Here is a 25,544-nt window from a genome sequence, read left to right on the forward strand (position 1 = left end):
GCTGCCCCCCGTGGACCTCCCAAGAGCCTTATTCGTGTTGGTATTTGACCAGCCACGGGTCTTCGGTCTTCTTCTGCCATTCCAGCAACCGTGCGCGCAGGTCGGCCACTGTCTGGGCATGTGCCGGATCGCCGGCCAGGTTTTTCGTCTCGTGGGGATCCGCTTGGAGATCGTACAGTTCTTCGCGAGGGCGATGGATGTAAGCGTCCACCGTTCGCTTACCATACTGGTTGTCGCCCCGTTTCAGCACCCCCTGCCACGTGTCGCTCCCCCACAGGTCCGAGGCGAAAGGGAACTCCAGACGATGTGCCAGGTTGAGGATGTACTTGTACTGGCGGGTACGGATCATCCGCGCGGGATAGTACATGGTGACTTCGTGGAAGATGTGCGACCCGTAAACGGTGTCCCAGCCTTCCGGTCGTGTTTCCTCTAAAATCGGCAACAGCGAGCGGCCGAACACCTTGGAAGGCTTCTCAACGCCGGCCCATTCCAAGATGGTCGGCGTGAGATCCACGAAGCTGACCATCGCTTCGTTAACGACCCCGGCTTTTTTCTGCTGCGGGCTTCGGATGATCAGAGGTAAGTGAATACCGGGGTCGTACAAGGTGGTCTTGGCCCCCGGCCAGGGCGGACCGTTGTCGCTCACATAGATCGTCAGCGTGTCGTTTTCGTGACCGGTGTCGGCAATCGCCTTGAGCATCAGCCCGACGCCCTGATCGAGACGGCTGATCGATTGGTAGTATTCTGCCAGCTCTTTGCGAACCTCCGGGTGGTCGCTCAGCCAGGGCGGAACAATCATGTCTTCGGGCTTATAGGTGATCGTCTCGATGCCGTCGTATTTGGGCCTGTTGGCAAAGCCTTTCGCATCGCGGTGCGGATCGGTGTAGCCGACGAGCAAGAAGAAAGGGCTGTCGCCTTGGGCCCCCATAAACCTGCGGGCCTGCTCGGCCATGGCGGCGACGTTTCGCGGCCCGCCCGGACAGGGCAGCGTCTCGGTGAACGGATAAGTTTCCTCCGGCTGCACGTGGTACTTGCCGATGATCGCGGTTCGATAACCGGCCTCCTTGAGCTGCCTCGGTAACGATTGAACGTCGTGAAACGAATGGAAATTGTGCGTGGCATGCGCCAGGCCGTACTGGCCGTTACTGTGCGTGAACATCCCGCTCAGGATGACCGCTCGCGACGGGCTGCAACTGGAGACCGCCGCGAAGGCATTGGCGAACCGCGTGCCCTGTGATGCCAGCCGATCCATGGAGGGGGTCTTGATGACCTTGTCGCCATAACAACCGACCTGCATGCCGTGGTCGTCACCGATCATGAGCACCACGTTGCGAGGCGCGCCTTGGCTGCTCCCCGCCACGATCGCGCAAATCACAACTGCGGGTGCGAATCGCCACATAGTGCCACCTCCAGTCCAGTCTTCGATTGCCGACGGTGCAGGCTGAGTAGACCGGCAAAACGTCGGCTTGGCAAGCGAGCGGCAATACGGTCTGGGCCAAGGTGGGGACCTAAGATTCGGCAAAGGACGTGAGGCTCAGGGCTGCGCGACGGCCCTGCAGCCCTTGCAATACCGACGGTTGTGTGTAAGAATACCACCAGACGGCCTGCGTCGCAGACCGTTTGGGGTTCAAGGGACCCCGGTATTTGAACGATAATTCGACATTACGAGCCGCCTGTCGCGGGTTGCCGTGGGAGCAACCCCGTAGCAGGGCCGGTTGAAGCCGGTCAGGCTCGGCCATCGGTGCTTGCGGTGCCCCGGTGGCAACCATGGAAACCTATTGGAAAGGAGAAAACCATGGCCGCGCAACCGCAAACCATTTCTGCGCCTACAGTTACGTCGTCCCGACCAGCATCTTCACCCCCGGCCCGAAAAACGGGTGCCAGGATTGTCCACGACACGTTGGTTGACTTGGGTGTTGAAGTCGCCTTCGGTTACTCCGGAGGGGCCATCTTGCCCACGTTCGACACCCTGCATGATACGCCCATCCGGTTTATCGTCAGTCGGCACGAGCAGGGCGCCGGGCATATGGCCGATGGTTACGCCCGAGCCACGGGCAAGGTCGGAACGGTCATTGTCACCAGCGGTCCCGGGGCTACCAACCTGACGACGGCTCTGGCGACGGCCTACATGGACAGCATTCCGCTGGTGGCCATCACCGGCCAGGTTGCTACCGCCGCGATCGGAAACGACGCCTTCCAGGAGGCCGACGTCGTGGGCGTGACCCGTCCGGTTACCAAGCACAACGTTCTGGTGAAGGACGTTAACAACCTCGAGCGGATCATCCGCGAGGCCTACTTCATCGCCCGAACCGGGCGTCCTGGACCGGTGCTCATCGACCTGCCCAAAGATGTGCAGGTCTCCATCCCCGATGATGGCAACAACAGGGAGCCGCTTCTTCCCGGCTATCGGCCACGCTGCAAGGGCAACCAGCGGCAGATCCGGCTGGCCGCCCAAGCCATCAACGCGTCCGAGAGGCCGGTCCTTTACGTCGGCGGCGGCGTCATCTCGTCAAATGCCTCGGCCGAACTGCGCAAGCTCGCCCGTGCCGGCAACATCCCCGTGACGACTACCTTGTTGGGGCTGGGCGCGTTCGACGAGGTGGCCGATAGCGATCTGGCTCTGCACATGTTGGGCATGCACGGAAGCGCGTACGCCAACTACGCCGTCCAGGCGTCCGACCTGCTGATCGCCGTGGGTGCAAGATTCGATGACCGCGTGACCGGCAAGCTGGATACCTTCGCGCCCCATGCCAGGATCATCCATATCGACATTGACCCATCGAGCATCAGCAAGAGTGTCGATGTGGATATCCCCGTCGTCGGCGATGCCAGGGAAGTGCTTTGCGAAATGCTGCCTTTGATCGAGCGGCGCGAACGTGCCGAGTGGTTCGCCCAGATCAATGAGTGGAAGCGACGCTTCCCCTTCAGCTATCAGCCCCAAGCAGGCGTCATCAAGCCGCAGGCGGTTGTCGAGGAAATCTGCCGTCAGACCAACAGCGAGGCGGTCATTGCCACCGGCGTGGGCCAGCACCAGATGTGGGCGGCCCAGTTCTACCGCTGGCGATTCCCGCGGCAGATGATCAGTTCGGGGGGCCTGGGAACCATGGGCTATGGTTTCCCCGCGGCCATTGGCGCGGCCATCGGTCTTTCTGACAAGATTGTTATCGACATCGATGGCGACGGCAGCTTCCTGATGACCTGCAGCGAACTGGCCACCGTTGCCGAGCGCAAGATCCCCGTGAAGGTGGTTATCCTGAACAACGCGTTCCAGGGCATGGTTCGTCAGTGGCAGGAGCTGTTCTTCGGACGCCGGTACGTCGGCACACAAATGGTCAACCCCAACTTCGCGCGCGTGGCCGACGCTTTCGGATGCACCGGCATCGAGGTCAAGGATCCGCAAGACCTGCCCAAGGCGATCAAGAAAATGCTTGACACGCCCGGCCCCGTCGTGGTGGACGCGCACGTCGCCCGCGAGGAGAATGTCTATCCGATGGTGGCCGTCGGCAAGAGCCTGCACGAGATGGAAATGGGCGGCATGTCCTGACACAGCACCGGAGAGCGGCGGTGTCCGGCAAAGAAGACAGAACCGATCAGCGGAACGAACTTCCCCGGTCGCAGGATCCGCGTCGACCGTGGCCGATGATCCGTACGCTCCTGCGGACGCGCATCGTGGCCGGTCTCCTGACGTTGATCCCCATCTGGGTAACGTGGGTTGTTGTGAAATTCGTTTTCGACAACCTGCGCTCCGCGATGGATCCGCTGGCCGGCCGGGTGGCCAAGGCGCTGCTGGAACACAATAAGGCGCTGCTGCCGCAGACGGTCAACGACTACCAGGAATGGGTCGTCCCGGCGGTGACCGTTTTGCTGACGCTGTTCCTGCTGTATCTCCTGGGTTTGTTCTCGGCGAACGTGTTTGGGGCACGGTTCCTGCTGTGGTTGGACGGCATTTTCGGCAAAGTGCCCTTGGTCAAAACCATCTACCGCTCGACCAAGCAGATCGTGCTGACGGTCGGTGGGGGCCAGTCGAGTTACTTCCAGCGGGTCGTCCTGGTCGAGTACCCGCGGCCGGGCATGAAGTGCATCGGCTTTCTCACGTCGGTGGTGGACGATGCGGACACCGGCCGCAAGATCGCCGCAATCTTCATCGCCAGCACACCGACGTGTTCCACCGGCTACACGCAGCTTGTGCCGCTGGAGGAAGTGTCGGAGACCGACTGGACGGTGGAGGAGGCGGTCAAGGCGGTGATGTCCGGCGGCCTGGTGCTGCCCGAGAACGTCCGTTTCGACCGTGTTCATCCGGTCAAGATGATCGTTCCCCAAGCCAGGGCCGCGGAGATGGGGGGAGTTCCCCTTCAGCCGGCGTCCCAGGTGCAACGAGGCGCATGAAATGGGACATTGAACGCCGGGCCAATTCCCCGGCGAGAGGCTACGAGGCAATCATGAGAAAACATATTCTGAGCGTGTTGGTGCATAACAAACCCGGTGTGTTGGCCCACATTGCGGGCATGTTCGCGGCCAGGGGTTACAATATCGACTCGCTGGTCGTGGGCCGCACCGAGGATCCCGAGTTCTCGCGGATGGTCATCGTTTCCACCGGTGATGATCAGACCATGGAGCAGGTCCGCAAGCAGCTTGGCAAGATCGTCGAGGTGGTAAAGGTCCGCGACCTGAGCGAACAGTCCTGCGTGGAGCGAGACCTGCTCTTGTTGCAGGTGCACTGTCCGCCCGAGAAACGCGTCGAGTTGAGACAGATTACCGAGGTCTTTCGCGGCAGCATCGTGGATGTCGGCCCGCGGTCGATCGTGATCCAGTTGACCGGCCCGGAGGACAAGATCGAGGCATTTGTCGAGTTGTGCCGACCGTATGGGATCAAAGCCCTGTCGCGGACAGGCCTGATCGCGGTGCCTCGCGCCAGCCAGCCCGAGTCTGATGCTCCCGCAACCTCCGCCCGCCGGCGCATCCGCTCGGCCGCCGACAGCAAGGTGCCCAGCGCCGTGCCCGAGGCGGTCCTGCCGCCGAGCTGATCCACTGGTGCCGATGTCGAACTGACCCAGTGGTGTGGGTGTCGACCTGATCCAGTGGTGCCAACGCCCTCGTCGGCAGTCTCTTTCCGCTGGCATCAAAATCCCTTCAGGGGGGTTTGCCGCCACAGACGGGCTGATAGGCCGGCCGTGATACGGCCGGTTTGCGGTTGCCCGCGGTTCTTCTTCCTTTCTATGGTCTCAGCCCGTTTCAACGGGCTTACCTGACAAGGACATGCCCGTTAAGACGGGCTTGATGGGGTAACACAGAGAAGGAGGAATTGGCCGACCGTGAACCAGTCGTCAAACGGCCGGCCTGTTTGCCCTTCGGGAGAGACCGCTGAAGCGGTCTGGCTTGCGTTCACGACAACCGGGTCAGCCGCGAGAAGTGCCGCCGCTTCTGTCATGGGCTCCGTCGGCCTCGGCCGCGAACTCGTGACTGTCTTGTGGAGCACCGAATCGCTATAATGGGCCGGAGATGGCTCATGCTGACACTTGATGCCAAGCACATCCGTGAGCTGCGAGAAGACCTCCAGCATCTTGCTCCGCCCTATCAGCTGCGCAAATACGAGGCGACAATCGAGGACTACGAAGAGCCGGCCCACGAAGACCTGCGATGTGAGTACCTTGATGAAGTACAGATTGTGCATTCACCGGCATCGGTTCAACACGAAGAAAGGCTCATATTCCTGGCCACGCTGCTGAACACGGTCGTTGCCGGACGCCGGCTCGGTAGGATGTACGCCTCCAATGCGGTCATGCAGCTTGGCGAGCGGCGGTTTTGCCCGGACTTGTCCTATCTGGCGGCCGAGCACACGGATCGCATCCGCGGGACGCGGGTCGTCGGGCCGACGGACCTGGTCGTCGAGATGGCATTTACAGATACGCGGGAGTACGACTTGGGCGAGAAGCACGCCGCCTGTCATCAGGGCCGGATCCCGAAGATCTGGTTCATCAACGCGGACCACAAGCAGGTTCAGGTGAACGTGCTCGAAGGCGAAGTCCACCTGACCAACACGTTCACCAACGGACGGTTCGACGGTCGCATCTTGCCGGGCATTTCGATCGAGGTAAACTGGTTCTGGACGGAGCCGCTCCCAAATCCGTTGGAGTGTCTCAAGACCGCGACCAAGTGAGGGCTGCCCTGACGTAGCGAGGTGGTCGATTGGCCGGTGGGGGTGGCCCTTGACGTTGATGCCGGCACATGCGTTGAGAAACCCATGCCTGTCGAGGTGGAAGCCAAGATCAAAGTGGATTCGCACGAAGCCGTGTTGGAAAGGCTCTCATCGTTGCGAGCCATGCGAATCTGCCGGGTGTTGGAGACCAATCATATCTTCGACAACCGGGATCGTACGCTGTTGTCGAGCGGACGCGGCCTGCGGGTTCGAATCTGCCGGGCCGAGGACGGCAATGACCCGCCTGCTACGCTGACCTACAAGGGACCTCGTATCCAGGGGCCCCTCAAGACCCGCGAGGAAATCGAGATCGCAACGGACGACGGCGAGGCCTGTAAGGAACTCATCCAGGCCCTGGGGTTCGTCGAGGTGTTGTGCTTCGAAAAACGGCGGGAAACCTGGCGACTGGGCGACTGCACGATCGAACTCGATGAGATTCCCTACCTGGGCCGCTATATCGAGATCGAGGGACCTGATGAGGCTGCCGTCGTGCAGGCCCAGCGGGCTCTGGGCTTCGGCGAGTGCCGGACCGTCCGCCAGAGCTATGTCTCGCTCCTGGTTGAGCATTGCCGCAGGAACGGTTTGGCGATCGACCGCATTGCCTTTGCCTCCTGAAGTATTTTGCGGATACCGACGGCAGGTTCTTGAAAGGCTCGCGCAACGTAGAAGACCATGTCCGATACTAATGCGGTCAAGTGGCTCCGATCCCAGGGCGTACCATTCGAGGTGCTCGAATACACCTTCACCGAGGTGGGAGCCGACCGTGCGGCCGAGGCCGTCGGCCGTCCGCTCGAATCGTGCTGCAAGACACTGATCGTCAAGGCTGTGGGCAAGGCCTTCTGGGTGGCCATCGTGCCCGGCGATCAGCGATTCGACACTCGAAAGATGGCCGGAGCCATCGGTGCGGCCGAGGCGGAACTGGCCGAGCATGACGAGGCCGAGAAAATCACCGGTTACCGCGTCGGTGGAATCTCGCCGTTCGCTATGCGGCGCCAGTTGCCCGTGGTCATCGAGGAATCATTGTTGGCCCTCGACAGAATCATCGTTAATGGCGGCCGTCGCGGCGTGCTCGTGGAGATGGCCACCGAAGACGTCGTGCGCCTCCTCAACGCCAGGCCCGCCGACATCTGCGCGTAACGGTCAAGGCACCGGCAGGGCGGGGAGGGTGTGCGCTGCCACTCCGGTCACAACCGCGACCTTGTCCCCTGGCTGGTCAGTTGGACAGCCCGGTGATCTCCGGAATCCATACGGTCATTTCGCCCGCTTCGCGGTTGTCCCAGATGCAATAGGGCACGGCGGTCAGCTCGACCGGTTCGGCATGCGCTGGTGCCGCCAGATACAGCTTGTCCTTCCAGTCGCGAGCCGGGCACCTGAGGCCCTGGGCCTTGATCGTCATGATGCCGCCGAGCATGTTGGGCCTGAACTCTGTCTTGAGTTCGGCATCTCGCGGCAGAACCAGATCAAACACCTTGCCGCCGTTGTCGACCGCTTCCAGACAGAAGACCATCGGACCGCGTTGGAGGGCTACCCGCCCGCGGTTTGCGGCCACGTTCGGATGAGCCTGGATTCGCCGGACCGGCATCGCCATGTCCATCTCGATCGCGTCGCCGGCTTTCCACTGCCGCCGGATCACCGCATATCCCTTGTCCATGGTCGGGTTGGGGATCGCCGTTCCGTTCAGACTGACCGTAACCTGCTCGCACCAGTCGGGTACGCGGAGATTGATCGCGAACTCGGCCGGCTCCCTGGGCGTCACCTTGATCTTCACTTTGCCCTCCCACGGATACTTCGTGTCAACAGCCAGCTTGACCTCACCAGACTTGAGCGCGACGGTCCCCTCACCCGCCATGTATAAGTTGACCCAGACGCCGTCGTCAGACTGGCTGTAAGCATACCCCGGCACCTGTGGCATCACCCGGACGATATTCGTCGGGCAGCAGGCGCAGCCGTACCATGGCTGGCGGTGGTGCTCGCCCTTGCTCGAAAGCGGGTTGACGTAGAAAAACGCGTCACCTTTCAGCGAGACCGAGGACGGAAATGCGTTATACAGCTCTCGCTCGAGCACGTCGGCAAAACGGCTCTCTCCGTGCAGCATCAGCATCCGGTGGGCCCAGAATGCAAGGCCGATGCCGGCGCAGGTCTCGGCGTATGCCGAGTCGTTGGGCAGTTCGTAGGCTCCCCCGAAGGCCTCGCCTTCGTGCCGGGCTCCGACGCCGCCGGTAATGTACATTTTCCGAGTCACGACGTCGTGCCATATCGTGTCGAGAGTCTGCAGGTATTCCTTGTCGCCGGTAATCGCCGCAACGTCGGTCACACCCGAGTAGAGATACATCGCCCGTACCGCGTGGCCGACGATCTCCTTCTGTTGCTTGATCGGGATGTGGTCTTGGCGGTACTCAGCGCCCTTTTCGGGTTTGGTGCCGCGGGCGGCAAGAAAATACTCCGCCAGCTTGAGGTACCGCTCTTCGCCGGTCTTGCGGTACAGCTTGACAAGGGCCAGCTCGATCTCCTCATGGCCGGGCACGCCGTGCCGCTTGTCAAACCCAAAAATGCCCTCGATGTGGTGTATGAATCTGCGGGCGACGTCCAGGAAGTCGGTCCTGCCGGTCGCGTCAGCCCACGCCACGGCCGCCTCGGTCAGGTGTCCGGCACAGTAGAGCTCGTGCATTTTCGGCAGATCGGTCCACCGCTTGTCCGGCTCCATGACCGTGTAGTAGGCGTTGAGATAGCCGTCGGGCTGCTGGGCCGCCGCGATCCTGGCGATGATGTCGACAACGCGGGCGTCCATCTCCTTGTCCGGATGAGCGGCCAGTATGTAGGCTGCCCCCTCAAGCACCTTGTAGACGTCTGAGTCGTTGAAATAGGCACCTTCGTATTTGCCTTGCATCTTGCCGGCGGCCTTGTCGAAGTTGGAGATCCGGCCGGTTTCCTCACACATCTTGATATTGTGCGGCAGCGTGACCGTCCGGTTGATCTCCAGCCGCGGCGCCCAGAACGAATCAGTCAGCTTGACCTGTGTCGGCGCAACCGCCTTCATCTTCGCAATCCCCATCTCGCCGGCAACCGCCATCGACGCCATGAATACCGCTGCTGCGGCCACAAACGTGATCCTGGACTCCATGCTCCACCTCGTCTGACTGCAATTGAACCGTAATCTCACAAGAGTCGATAGGATACGACAGATGTGTCGGGGAAGCGAGATCAGCCCGTATCGTCTTATACGGATGCGGGGCGAGTGCGGCAGAATCGCCGTGTCAGGCGACGGCCGATCCGAACGGCGTGGGCCACCAGCGGCCAGCCGGGATGGCGGCCGTGGTAGAGTTGGGCCAGGTGCGATCGGGCAGGGAGCAGCACGGCCCGAAGGTAGCCAAGCTTGAATCGGACGCCCGGCGTACAGAGCACGTTCACTGCGACGGCGGCCAGCGGGTGTGCGGCGTCGCGCGGACTCTGAACCAAGGCAAGCCTGTCCCTCCACCCGGCGCGGCAACCCTTCAACGCGGAGAGCGTCCGTTCCAGATACACCGAGCCTTCGCCGAACAGGCTGTCAACGTGCTCGAGGACGACGCGTACCGGCCAACCGATCTTCCATCTCTGACACTTGTCCACCAGCCTCCTGATGTCCAGGCGGTCGCCGTACCGATCCAGCCACAGCTTGAGGTCATAAAGCCATTTTAACTCTGCCGCGCCGTGACAGGCCGCATGCACCGCCAGGTGGATCAGCATGTTCTCGACGTTGGGAATCTGCACCGTCAATCGCCCGTACCTCACCGGCATCGGCTCATCCCACATGGCATGATCCGGCAGCGTCACTGCATAGCGCAGCGGCCGGAACGGGCGAACATGCAAATCAATCTTGACTTCCGGACGGCAGGGCAGGAAGTACTCCCGCTCATAGTAAAAACGTGGGTAGAAGTCTTCGTTGACCAGATCGGGCCCCGGACGGCAGCCAAGGCTTGTGAGTGCGGCGTCGGCTCGCTGCGCGTCAGATGGGCGGATCAACAGATCGACATCCATCATCGGTCGCAGGCCGAGTCCGTCGTAGAGCGCGGCGTTCAGCGCCGCCCCCTTGAGCACCAGAAAGGCAATCCCGGCTTTCTGCAGGCATGCGAGTATCGGTTCGGTCTTCTCCAGGCCGTAGGCTGCTGCCGCCGCTACGTGCTGCCTGTAGGAATCAAGCTGGATTGCCGCCGACCGGGGGATTTCCACCTCTCGCGCTGCCATGTTCCGGGCAACGGCGCCCCCCACGCCCGACGAGCATGCGTGATCTACGACTTGGCTCCACAGACCGTCGCGCCAGAGCCCCTCGACCGCCATAAGGGTTCGGTCCGTGAGGCAATCCGCCACAAGCCGATTAAGCCGATCAGTCGAAGGGTCTGCAATGCCGTGCGCCAAGCTACACCCCCGACCCGACTTCACGAGTAAAGAAAGCCTCAACCAGGTCGCACGTCGTTGCGAGATGACCGCAGCGAAGCCGGTAGCACCCGGCCCGCTCAACCACATCCGCCAGCAGGTTGAAGCCCGTCGCCCGGAACCTGCCGAAGTTGAAGGCGCAGCGAGTCAGTTCAAAAACCGTCTGGGCCCGAGACACGCGTTCGATGACCGGCGTGGTCGAGCGATTGATCTCGGGGAAAACCACCATTCCAACCCGGCAACGGTCGGCGACCACGTCGGGGCGGATCCTCAGAGGATTCAACAGCGTTACCTGCCCCTTCTCGCCCTTGTAGTAAACGCGGTCGGTATCAATCGGCAGGCGCAAGCGCCGAAGAACCTCGAAAGATCCCGCCTTGATGCATAATGCCTTGGGATAGGGTTCCAGCAGCCGCGTCTCAGGATCAAGCAGGGCAAACTCATCGGACAAGTAAGACCAGCCCCGGCTGAGCAGGGCGGCCGCCAGCGTCGTCTTCCCTTGTCCCGGCTGACCCGGACAAATGATCGCCACGCCGTCACGCGCCACCACCGAGGCGTGGATCTGCAGGTATTCCGACAATCGCGTGGCGACCATGGTGTTGATCGCCCATTCCACATGCGGGAGAACCTCGTTCTCGCTGCGCATCGCGAACAGCCTCTCGCCGTTGGCAACCACGTGATAGTAACGCCGAAGCGATCGTGCGGACCGCTTGACAATCACCTCGATGGCGAACTCGTTGCCGGTCGGCTCTTCGATCGAGTAAGCACGATACAACTCGTGAAAATCAGTCGCAACGCCCGTCAGGATGCTGGCCAGAGACACGGGCACCGGCCCGATTCGATAATGGCGGACCTCGGGCTTGGGGCCGAACAGGCAGAAGCCGACGCGCGATCGCTGCGAATCCGATACATCGGTCACGTTGGGAGGCGCAAGCCGGGTCATGGGGCCGACTCGATCAATCCGTTCTCGGTCAGGCGCGACAGGGTGGCCCGAACATCGTCGCGAATCGCGGCCAACGGATTGTCCTGTTGGGCGTTCGGCTCGAACCCCGCCGCAACTTCCAGAGTAATGTCTTCAACGTCTCGATGGCCGTTGCAGCAATTCCAGATGAACCAGGCCGTACGATTAAGATAGTGGACCGCATGGTGTGCAGGATCGTAGAGAACGGCCTCGTCATCGAACGTACGACAACAAAGGCCCTCGCGCCGGATAGGCATCCAGCGCCGTTGGTCGCCCGGGGAGTCCTTCCGTGAACCTGCCGACATCGTCATGGGATCCATTAGCCGCGCCAATCACTTCACGAGTAGATCCGCGACGCGCACGCCGGACGCGGCCGCAACAGCAACACTACCGGAGATACATAGGCCAATTTGCGCACCGAACAACTGAGGAAGCGTCGCCGCGTCCCGCTTGAGTCCAGCTCTTGGGAAGCAGGAGCCTCTGATGCGATCACACCGGCCTGCGGCTCCTCCCGTTCCTCCGCAAGGGGACTGCTTTCCAGTCGACGATTATCCACCCAGAAGTCTCCCATTCTTCTGACAACCCTCGCGCAGTCCACCGCCGCCCTCCACCATGGTTATCGGCCATTCTTCGCCGGGTTTCGAGTCAAAAGACGAGGGCCCAAAACCGGTCAGCAGAACGGCCGGCCGCTCTGTTATCGGACTGCCCGACTACTTCACGATCTTGAGGATCTGTCTGAAGACTTCGGTGCCGGCTTGGCCCATGAGTTCGAACGTGACGCTTTCGGTCGTGGTGACAATGGCCCCCGCCTGGCGAACTCGCTCGATGGCCATGTCGCGGTCATGGGGCCGCCGCGATCCGACCGCGTCGGCGCAGAGGTAGGGGGTGTAGCCGAGTCGCAAGAGGTCCAGGGTGGTCTGCATGACGCATACATGGGCTTCGATGCCGATGACAATCACGTTGGGGCGCCTGAGGGAGGCCAGTTTCTCGACCACGGACTCGACACAAGCACTGAAGCGTATCTTGGTGTAAAGCGGCGCATCGCCAAGGCATTCGAGGAGCGGTTGGCAAGTGCGGCCGATGCCCTCCGGATACTGCTCCGTCACCACCATCGGCACCTCAAGCACCTTGGCGGCCTCGATGATGCGGCGGCAGGCCTCGACCACGGCGGTGCTGTCATGAATCGCCGGCAGCAGGCGGTCTTGCAGGTCAACCACCAGCAATAGCGCATTGTCCGGCCGTATCTGGCTGAGAGCACTGGGCACGGTTCGTTTCCTCCGTTTGTCGGCAACACTGTAGGTGCCCGGCGAAGCACAGTCAACGAGTCAGTTGAGCGTCGCACGAGGCGGGCGCACCCCTTCAATGGTTGCACATGTGTCGACGATCACCGCCGGCAGGAAAGTCGAAATCGCCACCGCCGTCGAGACCTGCCGAGAACGTCCACTTTCGTGCGCGCCAGGGAGCATACCTTGTCGCACGAGGCGCAGCCGGGTCTCTCCTCACCCACTGGACAGCCCGAATCTGTTGGGATAGCCTCTGACCCAATCAGATACACGTGATTATCGAAAGGGTCGACTCATGAAAGCGTATCAATGTTGTTGTCTGACGGTCTGCTTGCTCTTCCCGCTGTTTGTACAGGGGGCTGAAATGACCAAGGAATCGCCCAAGCTCAAGGACGAGCGGATACAATGGTGGCTTGAGGCCCGGTTTGGCATGTTTATCCATTGGGGCACTTACTCACTGGCCGCCCGCCACGAGTGGGTGAAAAACTACGAGCGAATCCCGACCGACGCGTACCAGAAGTATTTCGACCACTTCGATCCCGACCTCTATGACCCGCAGGAATGGGCCCGGGCGGCCAAGGGCGCGGGCATGCGCTACTTTGTCATCACGACCAAGCACCACGAGGGCTTCTGCCTGTGGGATTCCAAGTTCACCGACTACAAGGTGACCAACACGCCCTATGGCAAGGATTTGATCAAGCCGATGGTCGAGGCCTTCCGGGCCGAGGGGCTGCGAGTCGGTTTTTACTACTCGCTGCTCGATTGGCATCACCCCGACTATACGGTCGACAGTTGCCACCCGATGCGTGACAACAAGGAGGAGCGCGAAAAGAACAAGAATCGGGACATGAAGCGATACGTGGACTACGTCGAGAACCAGTTGCGGGAATTGCTCACCCAGTTCGGGCCGATCGACTGTCTCTTTGCCGACTTTTCCTTCCCCGGTCCTGACGGCAAGGGCCGAAACGACTGGCAATCCGAGCGACTGCTCAAGGTTATCCGAGAGTTGCAGCCCGACTGTCTGATCAACGACCGGCTGGATCTTCTCGACCGTCCTGACGGCTGGGACTTCCGAACACCCGAGCAGTTCATGCCGCGCAGTTGGGTCAGCATGGACGGAATGCGCGTGCCCTGGGAGACCTGTCAGACCTTCAGCGGCTCGTGGGGCTATCACCGCGACGAGGCTACCTGGAAGAGTCCGCACCAGCTCATCGTCATGCTCATCGAGACAGTCAGCAAGGGCGGCAACCTGCTGCTCAACGTCGGCCCCACCGCCCGGGGAACGTTTGATGATCGGGCAATGGAATGCCTGGCCGCCATAGGCGACTGGATGTGGCTTCACAGCCGGTCCATCTACGGCTGCACGGCCGCTCCGGACAATATCAAGAAGCCTGACAACTGCCTGCTGACTTATAACCCTAAAACCAGGCGGCTCTACGTTCACGTGCTTGTCTGGCCGATGGGCAAGCTTCAGTTCGACGGCATGTCCGACAAGGTGGCTTATGCCCAACTGCTCAACGATGCCAGCGAGGTGCGATTCAGCACCAATAAGGGTCCGTGGATGGCCGAACAACAGGACGCGGCTGACGGAATCACCTTCGACCTGCCCGTCCGCCAGCCGAATGTCGCCGTGCCGGTGATCGAGTTGTATCTGAAGTGAACGCGTGTGATCGAGGCAAGCACAAGCCAGGGAGTCTCTTTGTACGGAGTCAGAATAGGATGCGACCGACCCGCCATCTGCGTTTGCTCTTGGTTCTGTTTTCCATGTCATTCATGACCGCCGGTGCTCGATCGGAGACCGCCGTCCCGCTCCTTGGCAGGGGCGATGCCGGCGGTGGTAAGGCCGAGCAGAAGCACGCCTGTCGTCCGGAGATCACCAAGGATTTCACCGTCGACTTGCCGGCCGCGAAGCGCCCGCTGCCCGAGCCGCTGCCCGATGGCCGCAAGCCGGGCTTCGCGATCCGCGGCACCAAAGGCTGGATGTGGACACCGCAGCAGTACTTGGCCGAAATCCCGACGTTGGTCCGCGCCAAAATGAACTTTCTGATGAACTGCTACCTCAGCATGTGTGACATCGAGCATCACCCGTGGGGAGACAAGCGCTGCAACCGTTGGTGGGAGCCGCTGCCGGAAGCGAAGAAAGAAGCATACGAGCGGATCGTCCGCGAGTGCCAGAAGGCCGGCATCGATTTCTGTTTCAGCATGAACCCCAATCTGGGGACCGAGCGCATTCTCGACTACGGCAAGGCCGAGGACATTGACCTCTTGTGGAACCACTATCGTTGGATGCAGGGGCTGGGCGTCAAGTGGTTCAACATCGCCTTGGATGATATTTCCGAGGGCATTGATGCCTCCGGACAGGCGCGGGTGGCCAACGAGTTTCTGAAACGGCTGCGCGCCGGCGACCCGCATGCCCAGTTGATTGTGTGTCCGACCTGGTACTGGGGCGACGGCACAGACGCCAGGCACCGCCCCTATCTGGAGACGTTCGCCCGCGAGCTGGACAAGGATATCTACTTGTTCTGGACCGGTGACGCGGTGGTGATCAACCGCATTACCCGCAAGTGTGCGGAGACCTACAAGAGCATCGTTAAGCACCGCCTGATTCTGTGGGATAATTATCCGGTGAACGACAACAATCCGACCATGCACCTGGGGCCGGTCTTCGGGCGTGATCCGGACCTTTGCGAGGTCATCGACGGCTACATGAGCAACCCGTTGTGCAAGCAGAACGAGCTTAATCGTATCCCCCTGTTGACCTGCGCCGACTTCGCCTACAACCCCTGGGCCTATGATCCCGCGCGCTCGATCGGTCAGGCCATCCTGCATTTCGCCGATGACCCGGCGCAACAGGTCCTGGTCAAGGATCTGGTCGAGGCGTACCCGGGAATGCTCTACTACGGCAAGGGCACGGGCTTCAACGCGGTTCGCGAGCAGTATGCCCGTATCGCCGCCGCCCCGCATTCCCGATATGTCGCGCGCATGTACATCGACTATCTGCACTCGCTGGCCGGCCGGATGGAGAAAGCCTTCCCCGACCGGCTCAAGGCCGAACGGCAGACGGTCATCGATGATATCACCTGGATGAACCGCGCGTTTGCCGAGAAGTACGGGCCGGAGCAAGCCGAATGAATGTCGGTGCCGCCCAAGTCGACATCACGCCCGAGCCGGGGTGCGAACTGTCCGGTTTCGCGGCCCGCACGCAGCCATCGATCGGCGTGCTCGACCGACTGTACGCCAAGTGTCTGTACGTGACGGATGGCACCGAGCGACTGCTTTGGATCAACGTGGATCTGATCGGCCTACTGCGGGAATTCGTCACCGAGTTCCGCGAGTGGGCGGGTGGAAAGCTGGGTCTGAAAGCTTCTCAGGTGATGATCTCGGCGATCCACACGCATTCCGGGCCGGCAACGGTCGAGATTTCCGAAGCGGGGCGGTACGACCCGGCATACGTGCGATTCCTGCGAGCCAGGCTCGAAGAAGTAGCACAAGCGGCGGTTCAAAACACGGCCGCCTGTGTGCCGGTCTTCGTTGAGGGCCGATGCGACCTGGCCGTCGATCGGCGCAAAAAAGCTTCGGCCCGGACCGATCCTCGCGTGGCGGCGTTCGGCTGGCGGCGCGATGACGGGAGTTTCATCGGTGCAATCACCAACTACGCGATGCACGCCGTGGCACTGGGGCCGAGCAACCGCATGATCAGTGCCGACCTGCCGGGCCGCACGGCCGCGATCGTGTCCGAACGGCTGCCCGGCCGTCCGATCGTGCTGGCCACCAACGGGGCCTGCGGCAACCTCAACCCGCCGTACGAGAACATCACTTCCGAACAACTGTCGGTATGGGGCGGACAGGTGGCCGACGCCGTGTCGGGTTTGTTGCCCGGGGCTGCACCGCTGACCGATTGCACCCTGAGGCTGGCCTCGCGCGTGGTGCCGATCGCATTGGACGTGTTGACTGTTGATCAGATCGACAGCATAGCCGACCGCTACATCGGCCATGCCGGCAGTGTCGGCGAGTGGGGTGACCGCTATACGCGCGCGCTTGAGAAGTGGCGTCGACTGCGAATCGAGGAGGTACGAAGCGGGCAGTGCGCCGCCACCGCGGACATGGAAATCTTCGCTGTGAGACTCGGCCCGGCAGTGATGGTTGGCGTGAACGCGGAGGTTTTCAGTACGTTCACCGACCTCGTCCGCCAGGCCACCGGACGCAGCGTGTACACGGTCGGCTACGCAAACGGCGTGCGCGGGTACCTGCCGACGAAGGCCGCCTACGATGAAGGCGGTTATGAAGTCGAGACTGCTCACTTCTTCTATAATAGCTTCCGCTTCAAGCCCGGTGGTCTGGAACACCTGGCCGATGAAGCTGTTCAACTGGTGCGTTCGTTGTTTGCCTGAGCGAGCCTGGGTGCTGAGGTTCGACAGCCTTGTTGACGATCGCGTTCTCGGCCGGCAGCTTCTGAGAAAGGTCCTACCATGAACACCATGACTATTCTTCTACTGGTTGCCTTCGCGGCGGTTCTATGCCTCATGTCACCAGCGGCCCTTATCGCCGGCGAGGGTGAGCCAATGGACCTCGCCGAGTTCGGCCAATGGATGATTTGGACCGGTGAGAAGCTTGATCAGCCGGTCGCTGTGAAATCCCTGACGGACGCCCCGGAGAGCGCACAGGCGGTCGGCGTGCAGTGGGACGACCCTCGCGACGTGCGGGAGATCATGGCGGAGTTTGACGGCGACGCGCCGAACGATGTCGTCGTCGAATACTGGTTTCGCACATGGCCGCCGCCTCCGCCGAGCATGCCCAATATCGAAGATGAGATCGACGACCCGTGGCAAGGCAAGTGGCTACCGGCGGACATCAAGACGCGGATCGAGGGCAGGCGGTGTGTTTTCACGTTTGACGCTCTGGGCGAAGAAAACCCGCGGGCAGAAAACCTGCCGGGGGTGACCTACCGGCGGACGCTCAAGGTTCGTCTGGTTTTACCAAAGGGCTCGTCGAGATTGCAGTCCCTGGCCGTTCATTCCGATTCCGTGCTCAAACCGCTGGCCGTGCGCGTCCAATTGGGGTGCGACCGGAAGGGTGAGACGGTTTGGTCGGGCAATGTGGAGGTGTTCAACGGCAGGCTGGAGAGCGTGAGCCCGTGGCAATTCGAGGAACGTGACCGCTTCGAATCTCCGGCTTCGTGGAAAGACGTTCGCGTCGGCGACAAGCCCAAGGGTTTTGTGGTAAAGCTTTTGGAGACGGAGTCGCAGCTTCGCGGTTCGAACGACATCACTGTCGTAACCGTTCGGGCGATGATGCGGGTGGGCGACCAATTGATGCCGCGTACGTTTTCGTTCAGCACCCGCGACCTGGCCGACGGACCTATCTACGTTCCCGACATGAACGCGTATGTCACCAAGGCGGATGATCCGAAGCCGTTTGACATCACCGTTTTCGAGAAAGGCGGAAAGATCCGCGATCTGATCCCGCTTGAGCCGGAACAGTCATACGAGCGGGCAACGAAGGAAATCCCGCCGCAGGATCCCTGGGTTCGCCAGCACGGCGACATGGTCTACCTAGTCGCGGCTGCCGATTCGAGCTGGCAGAAGTTCGCCGTCCGATATGACGGTAACATCTTCATCTCCCGGTCATGCACGAAGGCGTTCGGCGCCGAGGCCAAGCGGCTTAAGTGGCCTGGTGACAGCATCCACTTCTGGATTGGCACGGGAGCCACGCCCTATTTCCGCGAGGACCACAAGGGCAGCATGGCGGTGGCCGAGGAGAACCTGCCGATCATGATCAACCGGTGGGAGCGAAAAGGCCTGCAATACGAACAAGAGTCGTTCGCCACGCTGCTCGAAGGTCCGCTGGACCCCAACGACCCGGCGCGCGACGAACAGACCCCGGCCGTGCTAATGATCAAACTGACCGCCCGCAACTCCGGCCGCGAGCCGAGAGCTTCGCAGCTCTGGTTCCAAACCAGGCCTGACAGCCCGTTCGAGATCTCTGGAAAGCGAATCATCGCTAAACTGGGGGACGACCCGACGAAAACCGAGCGAGTTCTCCGGGCGATCATCTCTTGCCCCTCTGGGACAGAGACGAAACTGGAGCGGGTGGAGAAGCTTCCGTCGGAAGCAGTCAATGCAGTGGCCTGCCGGTTCGAGGTCACGGCCGGTGGATCGCAGGTGTTCTACTTGGCAATCCCGTTCGTTTCCGATGTTGCCGGCGCTGATGCCGACAAGCTGGAAGCGCTCAGCTATGACGCCGAACGCAGACGCGTGGCCGACTACTGGCGTTCGATGATCCAGCGAACCACGCGTTTCAGCACACCGGAACCGAAATTCAACTATTTGTCGCGCTTTGTTGTGCCGCACATTCACATCAGCACGACGAAGGACCCCAAGAGCGGGCTGTATATGGTTCCGGCCGCCAGCTACTGCTATCGCGTGTACGCCAACGAGGCGTGCTTCCAGGCGATGCTGCTCGATGCTCTCGGCGACACCAAACGGGCGGGGCAGTATCTCGACACTTTCGTCGCCCTCCAGGGCAGCCGGATGTTCCGCGGCGCGTACACGCCGTCCAACGACGGCGTCTATCACGGGGCGAAAGTGAACAAGGAATACGACTACACCGCCCACGAGTACAACCTTGACCACGGCACCGTGTTGTGGTCGCTGGCCCGGCATTACAAGTACACCCGTGACAAGGCATGGCTTGAAAAGACGCTGCCGAGCATGTTCAAGGCGGTCGAGTGGATCGAGCGGCAGCGCAAGGCGACCATGCACGAGGATATCCACGGGCGCCGGCCGATCGAGTACGGTCTGTTGCCGCCCGGGCACCTCGAAGACAACGCGGACTGGGGCTACTGGTTCAGTGTGAATGCTTACTGCGTGGCGGGCATGACCGAGATGGCCAGGGCGATGGCCGACATAGGCCATCCTGACGCGGAAAAGATCGCCCGACAGGCTGCGGGATACTGCGAAGACCTGCGATCCTCGGTGATTCGCACCGCCGAGATCTCACCGGTGGTCAAGATGCGCGACGGCACCTATTCGCCGTACATCGCGACGAGAGCCCGGCAGCGGTTCCGGCAGTTTGGCCCGCTTCAGGCCGAGTTCTACAGCCGTTACGGCAAGCCGGAGGACGTGCTGCCGTGTTTCAGGCTCTCAGGCACGCGTGAGGTGCTCTACGGGCCGATCATCCTGCTGGATCTGGGAATGTTTGAGCCGAACGACGTAGTTGCCGATTGGATCTTGGACGATTGGGAGGACAACCTCACGCTCTCGGGCGAGCGGCGGTTCAATGTGCACGGGATCACCGACGAGAGGCTCTGGTTCAGCCAGGGTGGGATGGTCTGGCAATCGAACCTGCAGAACCCGATCCAGATGTACCTGAAGCGCAACGAGGTGCCGGCGGCCATTCGCAACATCTACAACAACTTCGTCGCTTGCCTCTACCCCGACGTTAACACCCTGACCGAGGAATACCGCATGTGGGGCCGGGCCAGCGGGCCGTTCTACAAGAGCCCCGATGAGGCCCGGTTCGTGAATCGGTTGCGTGACATGCTGGTGCTGGAGTCGGGCGATGACCTGTGGCTGGCCTCGGGCACGCCTCGCCGCTGGCTGGCGTCGAAAGAGGGCATCCGCGTCGATGAGATCAACTCGTATTTCGGCCCGCTGGCCTTCACGATGCACGCCGGCGACGAGCCGAACACGGTGGTGGCCACGGTCCGACCTCCGACCCGCAACGCGCCGAAGGAAGTCTGGCTCTACGTTCGCGTGCCCGATGCTAAACGAATCAGGAAGGTCGAGATCAACGGCAAGGAGTGGACGGACGTCGATCCAAAACACGAGCGAATCCGGCTGCCGAAGACCGGCGAGGTCGTCAACGTGATTGTGCAGTATTGAGCGCGAGCGATGTGCATTCGGCTTGCTCGGCGGTTTGTGAATCTGACAGTGACGCAGAAGTCACGAGTTGATCGCCAAGGCCCTTCCATGCCCTAGTCAAAGAGCGTGGGCAGATCGGGAACACGTGTCTTCTCCAGTTTCGGATAGAACACTCCAATGACGATCCACGACTTCGGATGGCTGAGAACGGTACCCACATAGAAGTGGGTATCCTTGTCGGGGGCGCATAGCCCGTCGAGGAACTTGCTACGAACCCCTTGGGCTGCCTCCGCCTCGGTCGCGCCTTTGTCGCGAAGATTCCAAAACAGGGCGCCGACTTCCCAGTCCTCTATCATCATCTCATGGTTTCGCCTGCACCTCGGGTCGTCGCACTCGAAGCGGTAACGAAACTTGAACGGCACTTTTCGAGGCGGCTCCTTGCTGACCGTGCGTTCATCCCATATCCGAGCCTGTCGCATTGCCGCTTGGAATGCAGGTTTCCATTCGCGGTCGTCGGGCGCGATGATCAAGTCGTTGACCTTCTTTGGACGAAAGATGCCCAGCGAGGTCTGGTCCGCCTCCTGCCTCGCTTGGAGTTCCTCCATCGACTGGGCCTTTTTCTTCAGGACATATTTCGCCCGTTCTGACCAGTCGCCATTTCGAGTTGGTATCGGCTTCCCGATAACCTTTAGAGTATCGGGCCTGGGCCGGTAGCTCTCCTTTCGGACGTCTCGACCGGTGTGTTTGTCCGCATCGACCTCGATCCACTGGTACTTCCGGTATTGCTGGGTGTACGGCAAGTCGCGGAAATTGATGGGATAGAGCCGGATGAAGTCGCCGTTTTCCGTTACGCCGGCAGTACAGACCAGCTCATCATACTTCGCCGAAGGAATCGGGTAGGTCTTGACCGTAATGAGAAGGCGAATGACCAAAGGGCATAGTCTCCGGACGAAAAACAGATCATCTGATGAATTAACGCCACGATTAACTTATCGAGGACTGGGCAAGAACGCAATCGCGACGAGTGTTGCCCAGCCCTTGCGGTCGAGGCTAGAATAGGAGAGTCTCGTGTCTGCACGATCCGACGCGGTCTTGCATGAGGTGTGGTGCCTGAACATGGCAATACGAACCAAGCGATGGGACGACCCTCGGGAGCCGGAGGATGGCTATCGCGTGCTGATCACGCGATACCGGCCGCGGGCGCTGCCAAAGGCGGACGAAACATGGGAGGCATGGCTGCCGAATCTCGCGCCGAGTGCCGAGTTGCACGCAGCCTTCTACGGCAAAGGCAGACCGCCGATTGGCTGGCAACAATATCGAGCTCGATACCTAAGAGAGATGAAGGAGCAGATCTCCACGATAACGGAATTGGCCAAACGAGCGGCCAATGGTGAGACGATCACGCTGCTTTGTTCATCTGCCTGCATCCTGGAATCGCGGTGCCATCGATCACTCTTGAAGGCCCTTATCGAAGAGCACATGGCGATTCCCTGTAGCTGACCGGCGGCTTGCGAGGACCTCGATGGACTTTGCCGGTTGCGCGAACGTGAAAATGCCCTCGCCAAGCCGCAAGCGCCGGAGCGGTACTACCCGACCTGTTATGGTGTGACCTGGCAGCAAGCCTTCCGGTTGGCGAACTCGGCTTGTTACTCGCCGGCCGGCGTCAGCTCGATGTGAACAGGCGTCGTGGAGGTCGTCCGAATCCACACGATCAGGTCGGTGCCCTCCATTCTGTCCCGGTGGCCGACGGCAAAGTCTTCTCCGGCCTCGACCGCGACCTGATTCAGGCGGGCCGTGGCACCGGCCTTGCCCCAGTCTCTGATAACCAAGGCCGCGTTCACCAGAGGAGATTCCTCATTGGCCGCGATGTCCGCCTCCAGCTTCGCGGGCTTGCCGTGGTCCTTGCAGGCCAGAACGTAAGCTCGTTCGGCGGGATCGTAGCCCTCGTTGACAAACGCGGCCGAGTTAACCGTCAGCTTGGGCGGCCGAAGCCATGACTTGGCCAGCGGCAAGAGTTCCTCGACCGAATTGTCGGTCAGGCCACAGAGCATGATCTTGGTCATCGAGTTGTCGGTGGTTTCATAGGCAGCACTGTACTGAGTCGAGGTCCATGTGTGCGAGGGTCGGTCGGCGGCCTGTGGATACCGTGCCAGCACCGGAATCTGCGTGACCGGCCAGTGGTTTCCCCAGGGGAATACCGAGTGCTCCGACCAGCCGTCGCCGCTTGCCCGGACAATTTCAGGACCTGGCCGTCCACGATCGTTCTTGCCCTCACGATCATCAAGCACGAGAAAGGGATTGTACTTCGACGCCAGATAGACGATCTGGATGTTGGCCCCCGGAATGGTCGGGAAACCGTATCCTTTCTCGCCTGATTCCCGGCCGAACGTCTTGGTTTCGCCGTTCATGTTCGCCACCGACATGATGCGTTTGGCGTCAAGCACGTCTTCGGGTCGCTGTCCGGCGTGCAACGGCTGAATCGACTGGCACCATTCGTGCCACTCCTTGAAGTTGCTGCTCCACATGACGACCTTGCGCACCGCCACGCCGTCGGGGTAGATCGTATGATATTCCTCGGACCAGTCGCCCCAACCCGTGATCTCGTCCACGAAGGCGAATTCGTAGTTGATGCCAACGGGAGCGTTCCGCCAGTACACGACCGCCCGCGCGTCGCTGTTTTCAAGGATCTTGACGTGCGAGTAGTGGGCGCGCTTGTCCGACATCGACTCCGAGCAGCCCCGTGTCTTGCGATCGGGCCCGCGTTCCATGAACTCGTTTGTGAACCAGTTGTCCTTCTCGGTCACCCAACAGGGTGCGTAGGAGACACCCCGCCAGAAGACCAGCCGCACGGGTGCGAACTTGAAGGCCACGACCACGTCGGGCCCGTTGCCTCGCCAGATAGCGTCCCATTCCTCGCAGTACTTCAGATGATGATAGAACGCCCCGAAACGATGGATATCTTTCGGCCCCGAAGGCATGCGGCGCGGTTTCAGGTCTAGCGGCGCGCTCGGGCGAACTGCCTGAAACGCCTTGCGCACCTCGTCGGCGGTCAGGCAGCGGCCGTGCATCTTCACCTCGTCGATGATGCCGTCGAAGGCGAAGTGGACCGGCTGATCGGCGGCCCCCCACAAGGCCGAGAACATGGCAGGCTCTTTCGTGTGGTTACGCCCGATGAGCAGGTCGACGTCGTCGGCGTACGTTGGCGAGCCTGAGGAAACAAGAGTGCCGGCCTTCGCCCCGTCAATGTAGACGGTGAGCCCCGAACCTGCATCGAACGTGCCGGCCACGTGGACCCATGTCATCAGCGGGACCATAGCCTCCGACGTGCATTCCCGCCATTGCCCGCCCACGGCCATGTGCAGACCCACGCGGCCGCGGGCATCCACGCCGAACAAATACCCGGCCGTGTGACCGGTTCGCTGACTCACGACCGGGCACCATCCCCAAGGGTAAGCCTGCACGGCAATCCAGGCCTCAACGCTGAACGCGTCGCCTGGCTTCGGTGCGTCTTTCGCCCTTCGCGTCAGACAGGTCGTGAAGCCATCGCATTTGAGCCCTGTTCCCGAGACGCCCTCGGCGAACTTGACGTTGCCGATCAGTTGATCGGGTGTCTGGCCCACGGCATCGACGGCCGTTCTCCCTTTGCCGTCATCAAACCGCCACCACGCCAGCAAGCCATCGTCAGCGGGGAACGCCGACTGGTCAGCCGTCAACAACACGCTCGAGAGCAAGGCAATCCCGATGCTCACCTTCGCCGCGTTGCCGGAGGCCGGCCTCATGCCCTGCAACCGCACCTGTCGATCGTGTTTGCACAGCATGGATTCGTCTCCATTCGTGTATTGACCCAATGCCGCGGGGTCAGCCGCACGTGGCATCTCCCATGCGACTCTGTCGGCCGGCGCTTTCGGGAATGGAAGGCGGCTAAACGAAGTCGATCCGTCCGGCGTCGGGTACCAGTCCTGCGGCGTGGCCGCGGCGGAGCAGTTCGCGAACGGCCTTGCGGCCCGTGTCGCCGTAGTCCAGCGTCCACTCATTGACGTACATGCCCACAAACCGATCGGCCAGCGACTGGTTCATGTCGCGGGCATACTGCATCGCATGCTGAACGGCCTCATCGCGGTGATCGAGCGAGTATTGAATGCTGTTCTTGATGATCCCGGCGATTTCGCGCATGTTCCCTTCGCCGAGATCGCGGCGGATCGCATTGCCCCCGAGCGGCAACGGCAGGCCGGTCAGTTCTTTCCACCAGACGCCCAGATCCACGACACAGTGCAGCTTGTTGTTCCGGTAGGTGAGTTGGCCCTCGTGGATGATCAGCCCGGCGTCGGCCTTGCCGTCGGCCACGTGGGCGAGGATCTGATCGAACATGACCACTTCGTGCTGAAAGGAATCCTTGCCGAGCAGCAGGTTGAGAGCCAGGAAGGCGGTGGTCATGCGTCCGGGCACGGCGATGCGCTTGCCCTTGAGCGCCGCCACGTCCATCGGCCGGCGAGCGACGATCATCGGACCGTAGCCGTCACCCATACTCGATCCGCAGTTGGTCAGGGCGTACTGGCCGGCCACGTGCGGGTAGGCGTGAATACTGATCGCGGTAATGTGCAGTTCGCCGCGCATCGCACGTTCATTGAGCGTCTGGATATCCTGCAGAATATGCTCGAATCGCCATCGTCCGGAATCCACGCGTCCGGTCGCCAGCCCGTAAAACATGAAGGCATCATCCGGGTCGGGGCTGTGGCCGAGGAGGAGTCTGTGAGAGGTGTTCTGGTTTGCCATCTTCTATGCCTCACAGCGTGTACGAAAACGGTAGGGCATGGTCGGAGCCGCCGGAGGCGGCG

At 61.3% G+C, this 25,544-nt stretch carries 19 protein-coding genes and 1 pseudogene; 11 read left to right on the forward strand and 9 right to left on the reverse strand.

Annotated features, from left to right (window positions below):
* Window positions 1-28: 28 nt before the first annotated feature.
* The gene (locus PLL20_05845; GenBank protein ID HPD29497.1) at window positions 29-1,399 is read right to left on the reverse strand and encodes a sulfatase; all 1,371 of its coding nucleotides are present in this window, start codon (window positions 1,397-1,399) and stop codon (window positions 29-31) included.
* Window positions 1,400-1,885: 486 nt separating this feature from the next.
* Between PLL20_05845 and ilvB the strand changes: the two genes are divergently transcribed.
* The 6 genes and pseudogenes from ilvB to PLL20_05875 all read left to right on the forward strand — a co-directional run bounded on the left by ilvB (window position 1,886) and on the right by PLL20_05875 (window position 7,333).
* Window positions 1,886-3,544 (forward strand): biosynthetic-type acetolactate synthase large subunit, encoded by a 1,659-nt coding sequence (gene ilvB, locus PLL20_05850; GenBank protein ID HPD29498.1) that lies wholly within the window; start codon window positions 1,886-1,888, stop codon window positions 3,542-3,544.
* A 20-nt stretch (window positions 3,545-3,564) separates the two neighbouring features.
* Complete coding sequence (locus PLL20_05855) at window positions 3,565-4,386, forward strand: DUF502 domain-containing protein (GenBank protein ID HPD29499.1); 822 nt, start codon at window positions 3,565-3,567, stop codon at window positions 4,384-4,386.
* A gap of 53 nt (window positions 4,387-4,439) precedes the next feature.
* A pseudogene (gene ilvN / locus PLL20_05860) lies at window positions 4,440-4,913 on the forward strand (acetolactate synthase small subunit).
* Window positions 4,914-5,506: 593 nt separating this feature from the next.
* Complete coding sequence (locus tag PLL20_05865) at window positions 5,507-6,157, forward strand: Uma2 family endonuclease (protein HPD29500.1); 651 nt, start codon at window positions 5,507-5,509, stop codon at window positions 6,155-6,157.
* 84 nt (window positions 6,158-6,241) lie between these two features.
* The gene (gene cyaB / locus PLL20_05870; protein HPD29501.1) at window positions 6,242-6,811 is read left to right on the forward strand and encodes a class IV adenylate cyclase; all 570 of its coding nucleotides are present in this window, start codon (window positions 6,242-6,244) and stop codon (window positions 6,809-6,811) included.
* 57 nt (window positions 6,812-6,868) lie between these two features.
* A complete protein-coding gene (locus tag PLL20_05875; GenBank protein ID HPD29502.1) occupies window positions 6,869-7,333 on the forward strand; it encodes an aminoacyl-tRNA deacylase in 465 nt (154 codons plus the stop codon).
* A gap of 76 nt (window positions 7,334-7,409) precedes the next feature.
* Here the strand turns inward: PLL20_05875 and PLL20_05880 are convergent, their stop codons facing one another.
* From PLL20_05880 to PLL20_05900, 5 genes are all read right to left on the reverse strand, one after another.
* Window positions 7,410-9,317 carry a glycoside hydrolase family 127 protein gene (locus PLL20_05880; protein HPD29503.1) on the reverse strand — a complete coding sequence of 636 codons (1,908 nt, stop codon included), beginning with the start codon at window positions 9,315-9,317 and terminating at the stop codon, window positions 7,410-7,412.
* 95 nt (window positions 9,318-9,412) lie between these two features.
* The gene (locus PLL20_05885; protein ID HPD29504.1) at window positions 9,413-10,510 is read right to left on the reverse strand and encodes a nucleotidyltransferase family protein; all 1,098 of its coding nucleotides are present in this window, start codon (window positions 10,508-10,510) and stop codon (window positions 9,413-9,415) included.
* Between the two features lie 79 nt (window positions 10,511-10,589).
* Window positions 10,590-11,546, reverse strand: a complete 957-nt coding sequence (locus PLL20_05890; protein ID HPD29505.1) for a hypothetical protein — start codon at window positions 11,544-11,546, stop codon at window positions 10,590-10,592.
* Window positions 11,543-11,869 carry a PqqD family protein gene (locus PLL20_05895; protein ID HPD29506.1) on the reverse strand — a complete coding sequence of 109 codons (327 nt, stop codon included), beginning with the start codon at window positions 11,867-11,869 and terminating at the stop codon, window positions 11,543-11,545. The genes PLL20_05890 and PLL20_05895 overlap by 4 nt, the downstream gene beginning before the upstream one ends.
* A gap of 405 nt (window positions 11,870-12,274) precedes the next feature.
* Entirely contained in the window at window positions 12,275-12,829 is a 555-nt protein-coding gene (locus tag PLL20_05900; GenBank protein ID HPD29507.1) for a hydrolase, read from the reverse strand.
* A 382-nt stretch (window positions 12,830-13,211) separates the two neighbouring features.
* On the opposite strand from PLL20_05900, the gene PLL20_05905 reads away from it, so the two are divergent.
* The 4 genes from PLL20_05905 (at window position 13,212) to PLL20_05920 (ending at window position 20,730) form a co-directional block, all read left to right on the forward strand.
* Window positions 13,212-14,507: an alpha-L-fucosidase gene (locus tag PLL20_05905; protein ID HPD29508.1), complete on the forward strand. Its 1,296-nt coding sequence runs from the start codon at window positions 13,212-13,214 to the stop codon at window positions 14,505-14,507.
* Window positions 14,508-14,566: 59 nt separating this feature from the next.
* Window positions 14,567-15,979, forward strand: coding sequence for a beta-N-acetylglucosaminidase domain-containing protein (locus PLL20_05910; protein HPD29509.1), 1,413 nt, complete (start codon window positions 14,567-14,569; stop codon window positions 15,977-15,979).
* Complete coding sequence (locus tag PLL20_05915) at window positions 15,976-17,238, forward strand: neutral/alkaline non-lysosomal ceramidase N-terminal domain-containing protein (protein ID HPD29510.1); 1,263 nt, start codon at window positions 15,976-15,978, stop codon at window positions 17,236-17,238. The genes PLL20_05910 and PLL20_05915 overlap by 4 nt, the downstream gene beginning before the upstream one ends.
* A 78-nt stretch (window positions 17,239-17,316) precedes the next feature.
* Window positions 17,317-20,730 (forward strand): hypothetical protein, encoded by a 3,414-nt coding sequence (locus tag PLL20_05920; protein HPD29511.1) that lies wholly within the window; start codon window positions 17,317-17,319, stop codon window positions 20,728-20,730.
* Between the two features lie 92 nt (window positions 20,731-20,822).
* Here PLL20_05920 and PLL20_05925 read toward each other — a convergent pair whose 3' ends face one another.
* Complete coding sequence (locus PLL20_05925; protein HPD29512.1) at window positions 20,823-21,641, reverse strand: hypothetical protein; 819 nt, start codon at window positions 21,639-21,641, stop codon at window positions 20,823-20,825.
* 136 nt (window positions 21,642-21,777) lie between these two features.
* Here PLL20_05925 and PLL20_05930 point away from each other — a divergent pair, with 136 nt between their 5' ends.
* Complete coding sequence (locus PLL20_05930; GenBank protein ID HPD29513.1) at window positions 21,778-22,209, forward strand: DUF488 family protein; 432 nt, start codon at window positions 21,778-21,780, stop codon at window positions 22,207-22,209.
* Between the two features lie 146 nt (window positions 22,210-22,355).
* On the opposite strand, the gene PLL20_05935 is transcribed toward PLL20_05930, so the two are convergent.
* Window positions 22,356-24,527 carry a LamG domain-containing protein gene (locus PLL20_05935; protein HPD29514.1) on the reverse strand — a complete coding sequence of 724 codons (2,172 nt, stop codon included), beginning with the start codon at window positions 24,525-24,527 and terminating at the stop codon, window positions 22,356-22,358.
* A 103-nt stretch (window positions 24,528-24,630) separates the two neighbouring features.
* Complete coding sequence (locus PLL20_05940) at window positions 24,631-25,482, reverse strand: ABC transporter substrate-binding protein (protein HPD29515.1); 852 nt, start codon at window positions 25,480-25,482, stop codon at window positions 24,631-24,633.
* Window positions 25,483-25,544: the final 62 nt, after the last annotated feature.

The organism is Phycisphaerae bacterium (assembly GCA_035384605.1).
In the GTDB taxonomy this organism is placed as follows: Bacteria; Planctomycetota; Phycisphaerae; order UBA1845; family PWPN01; genus JAUCQB01.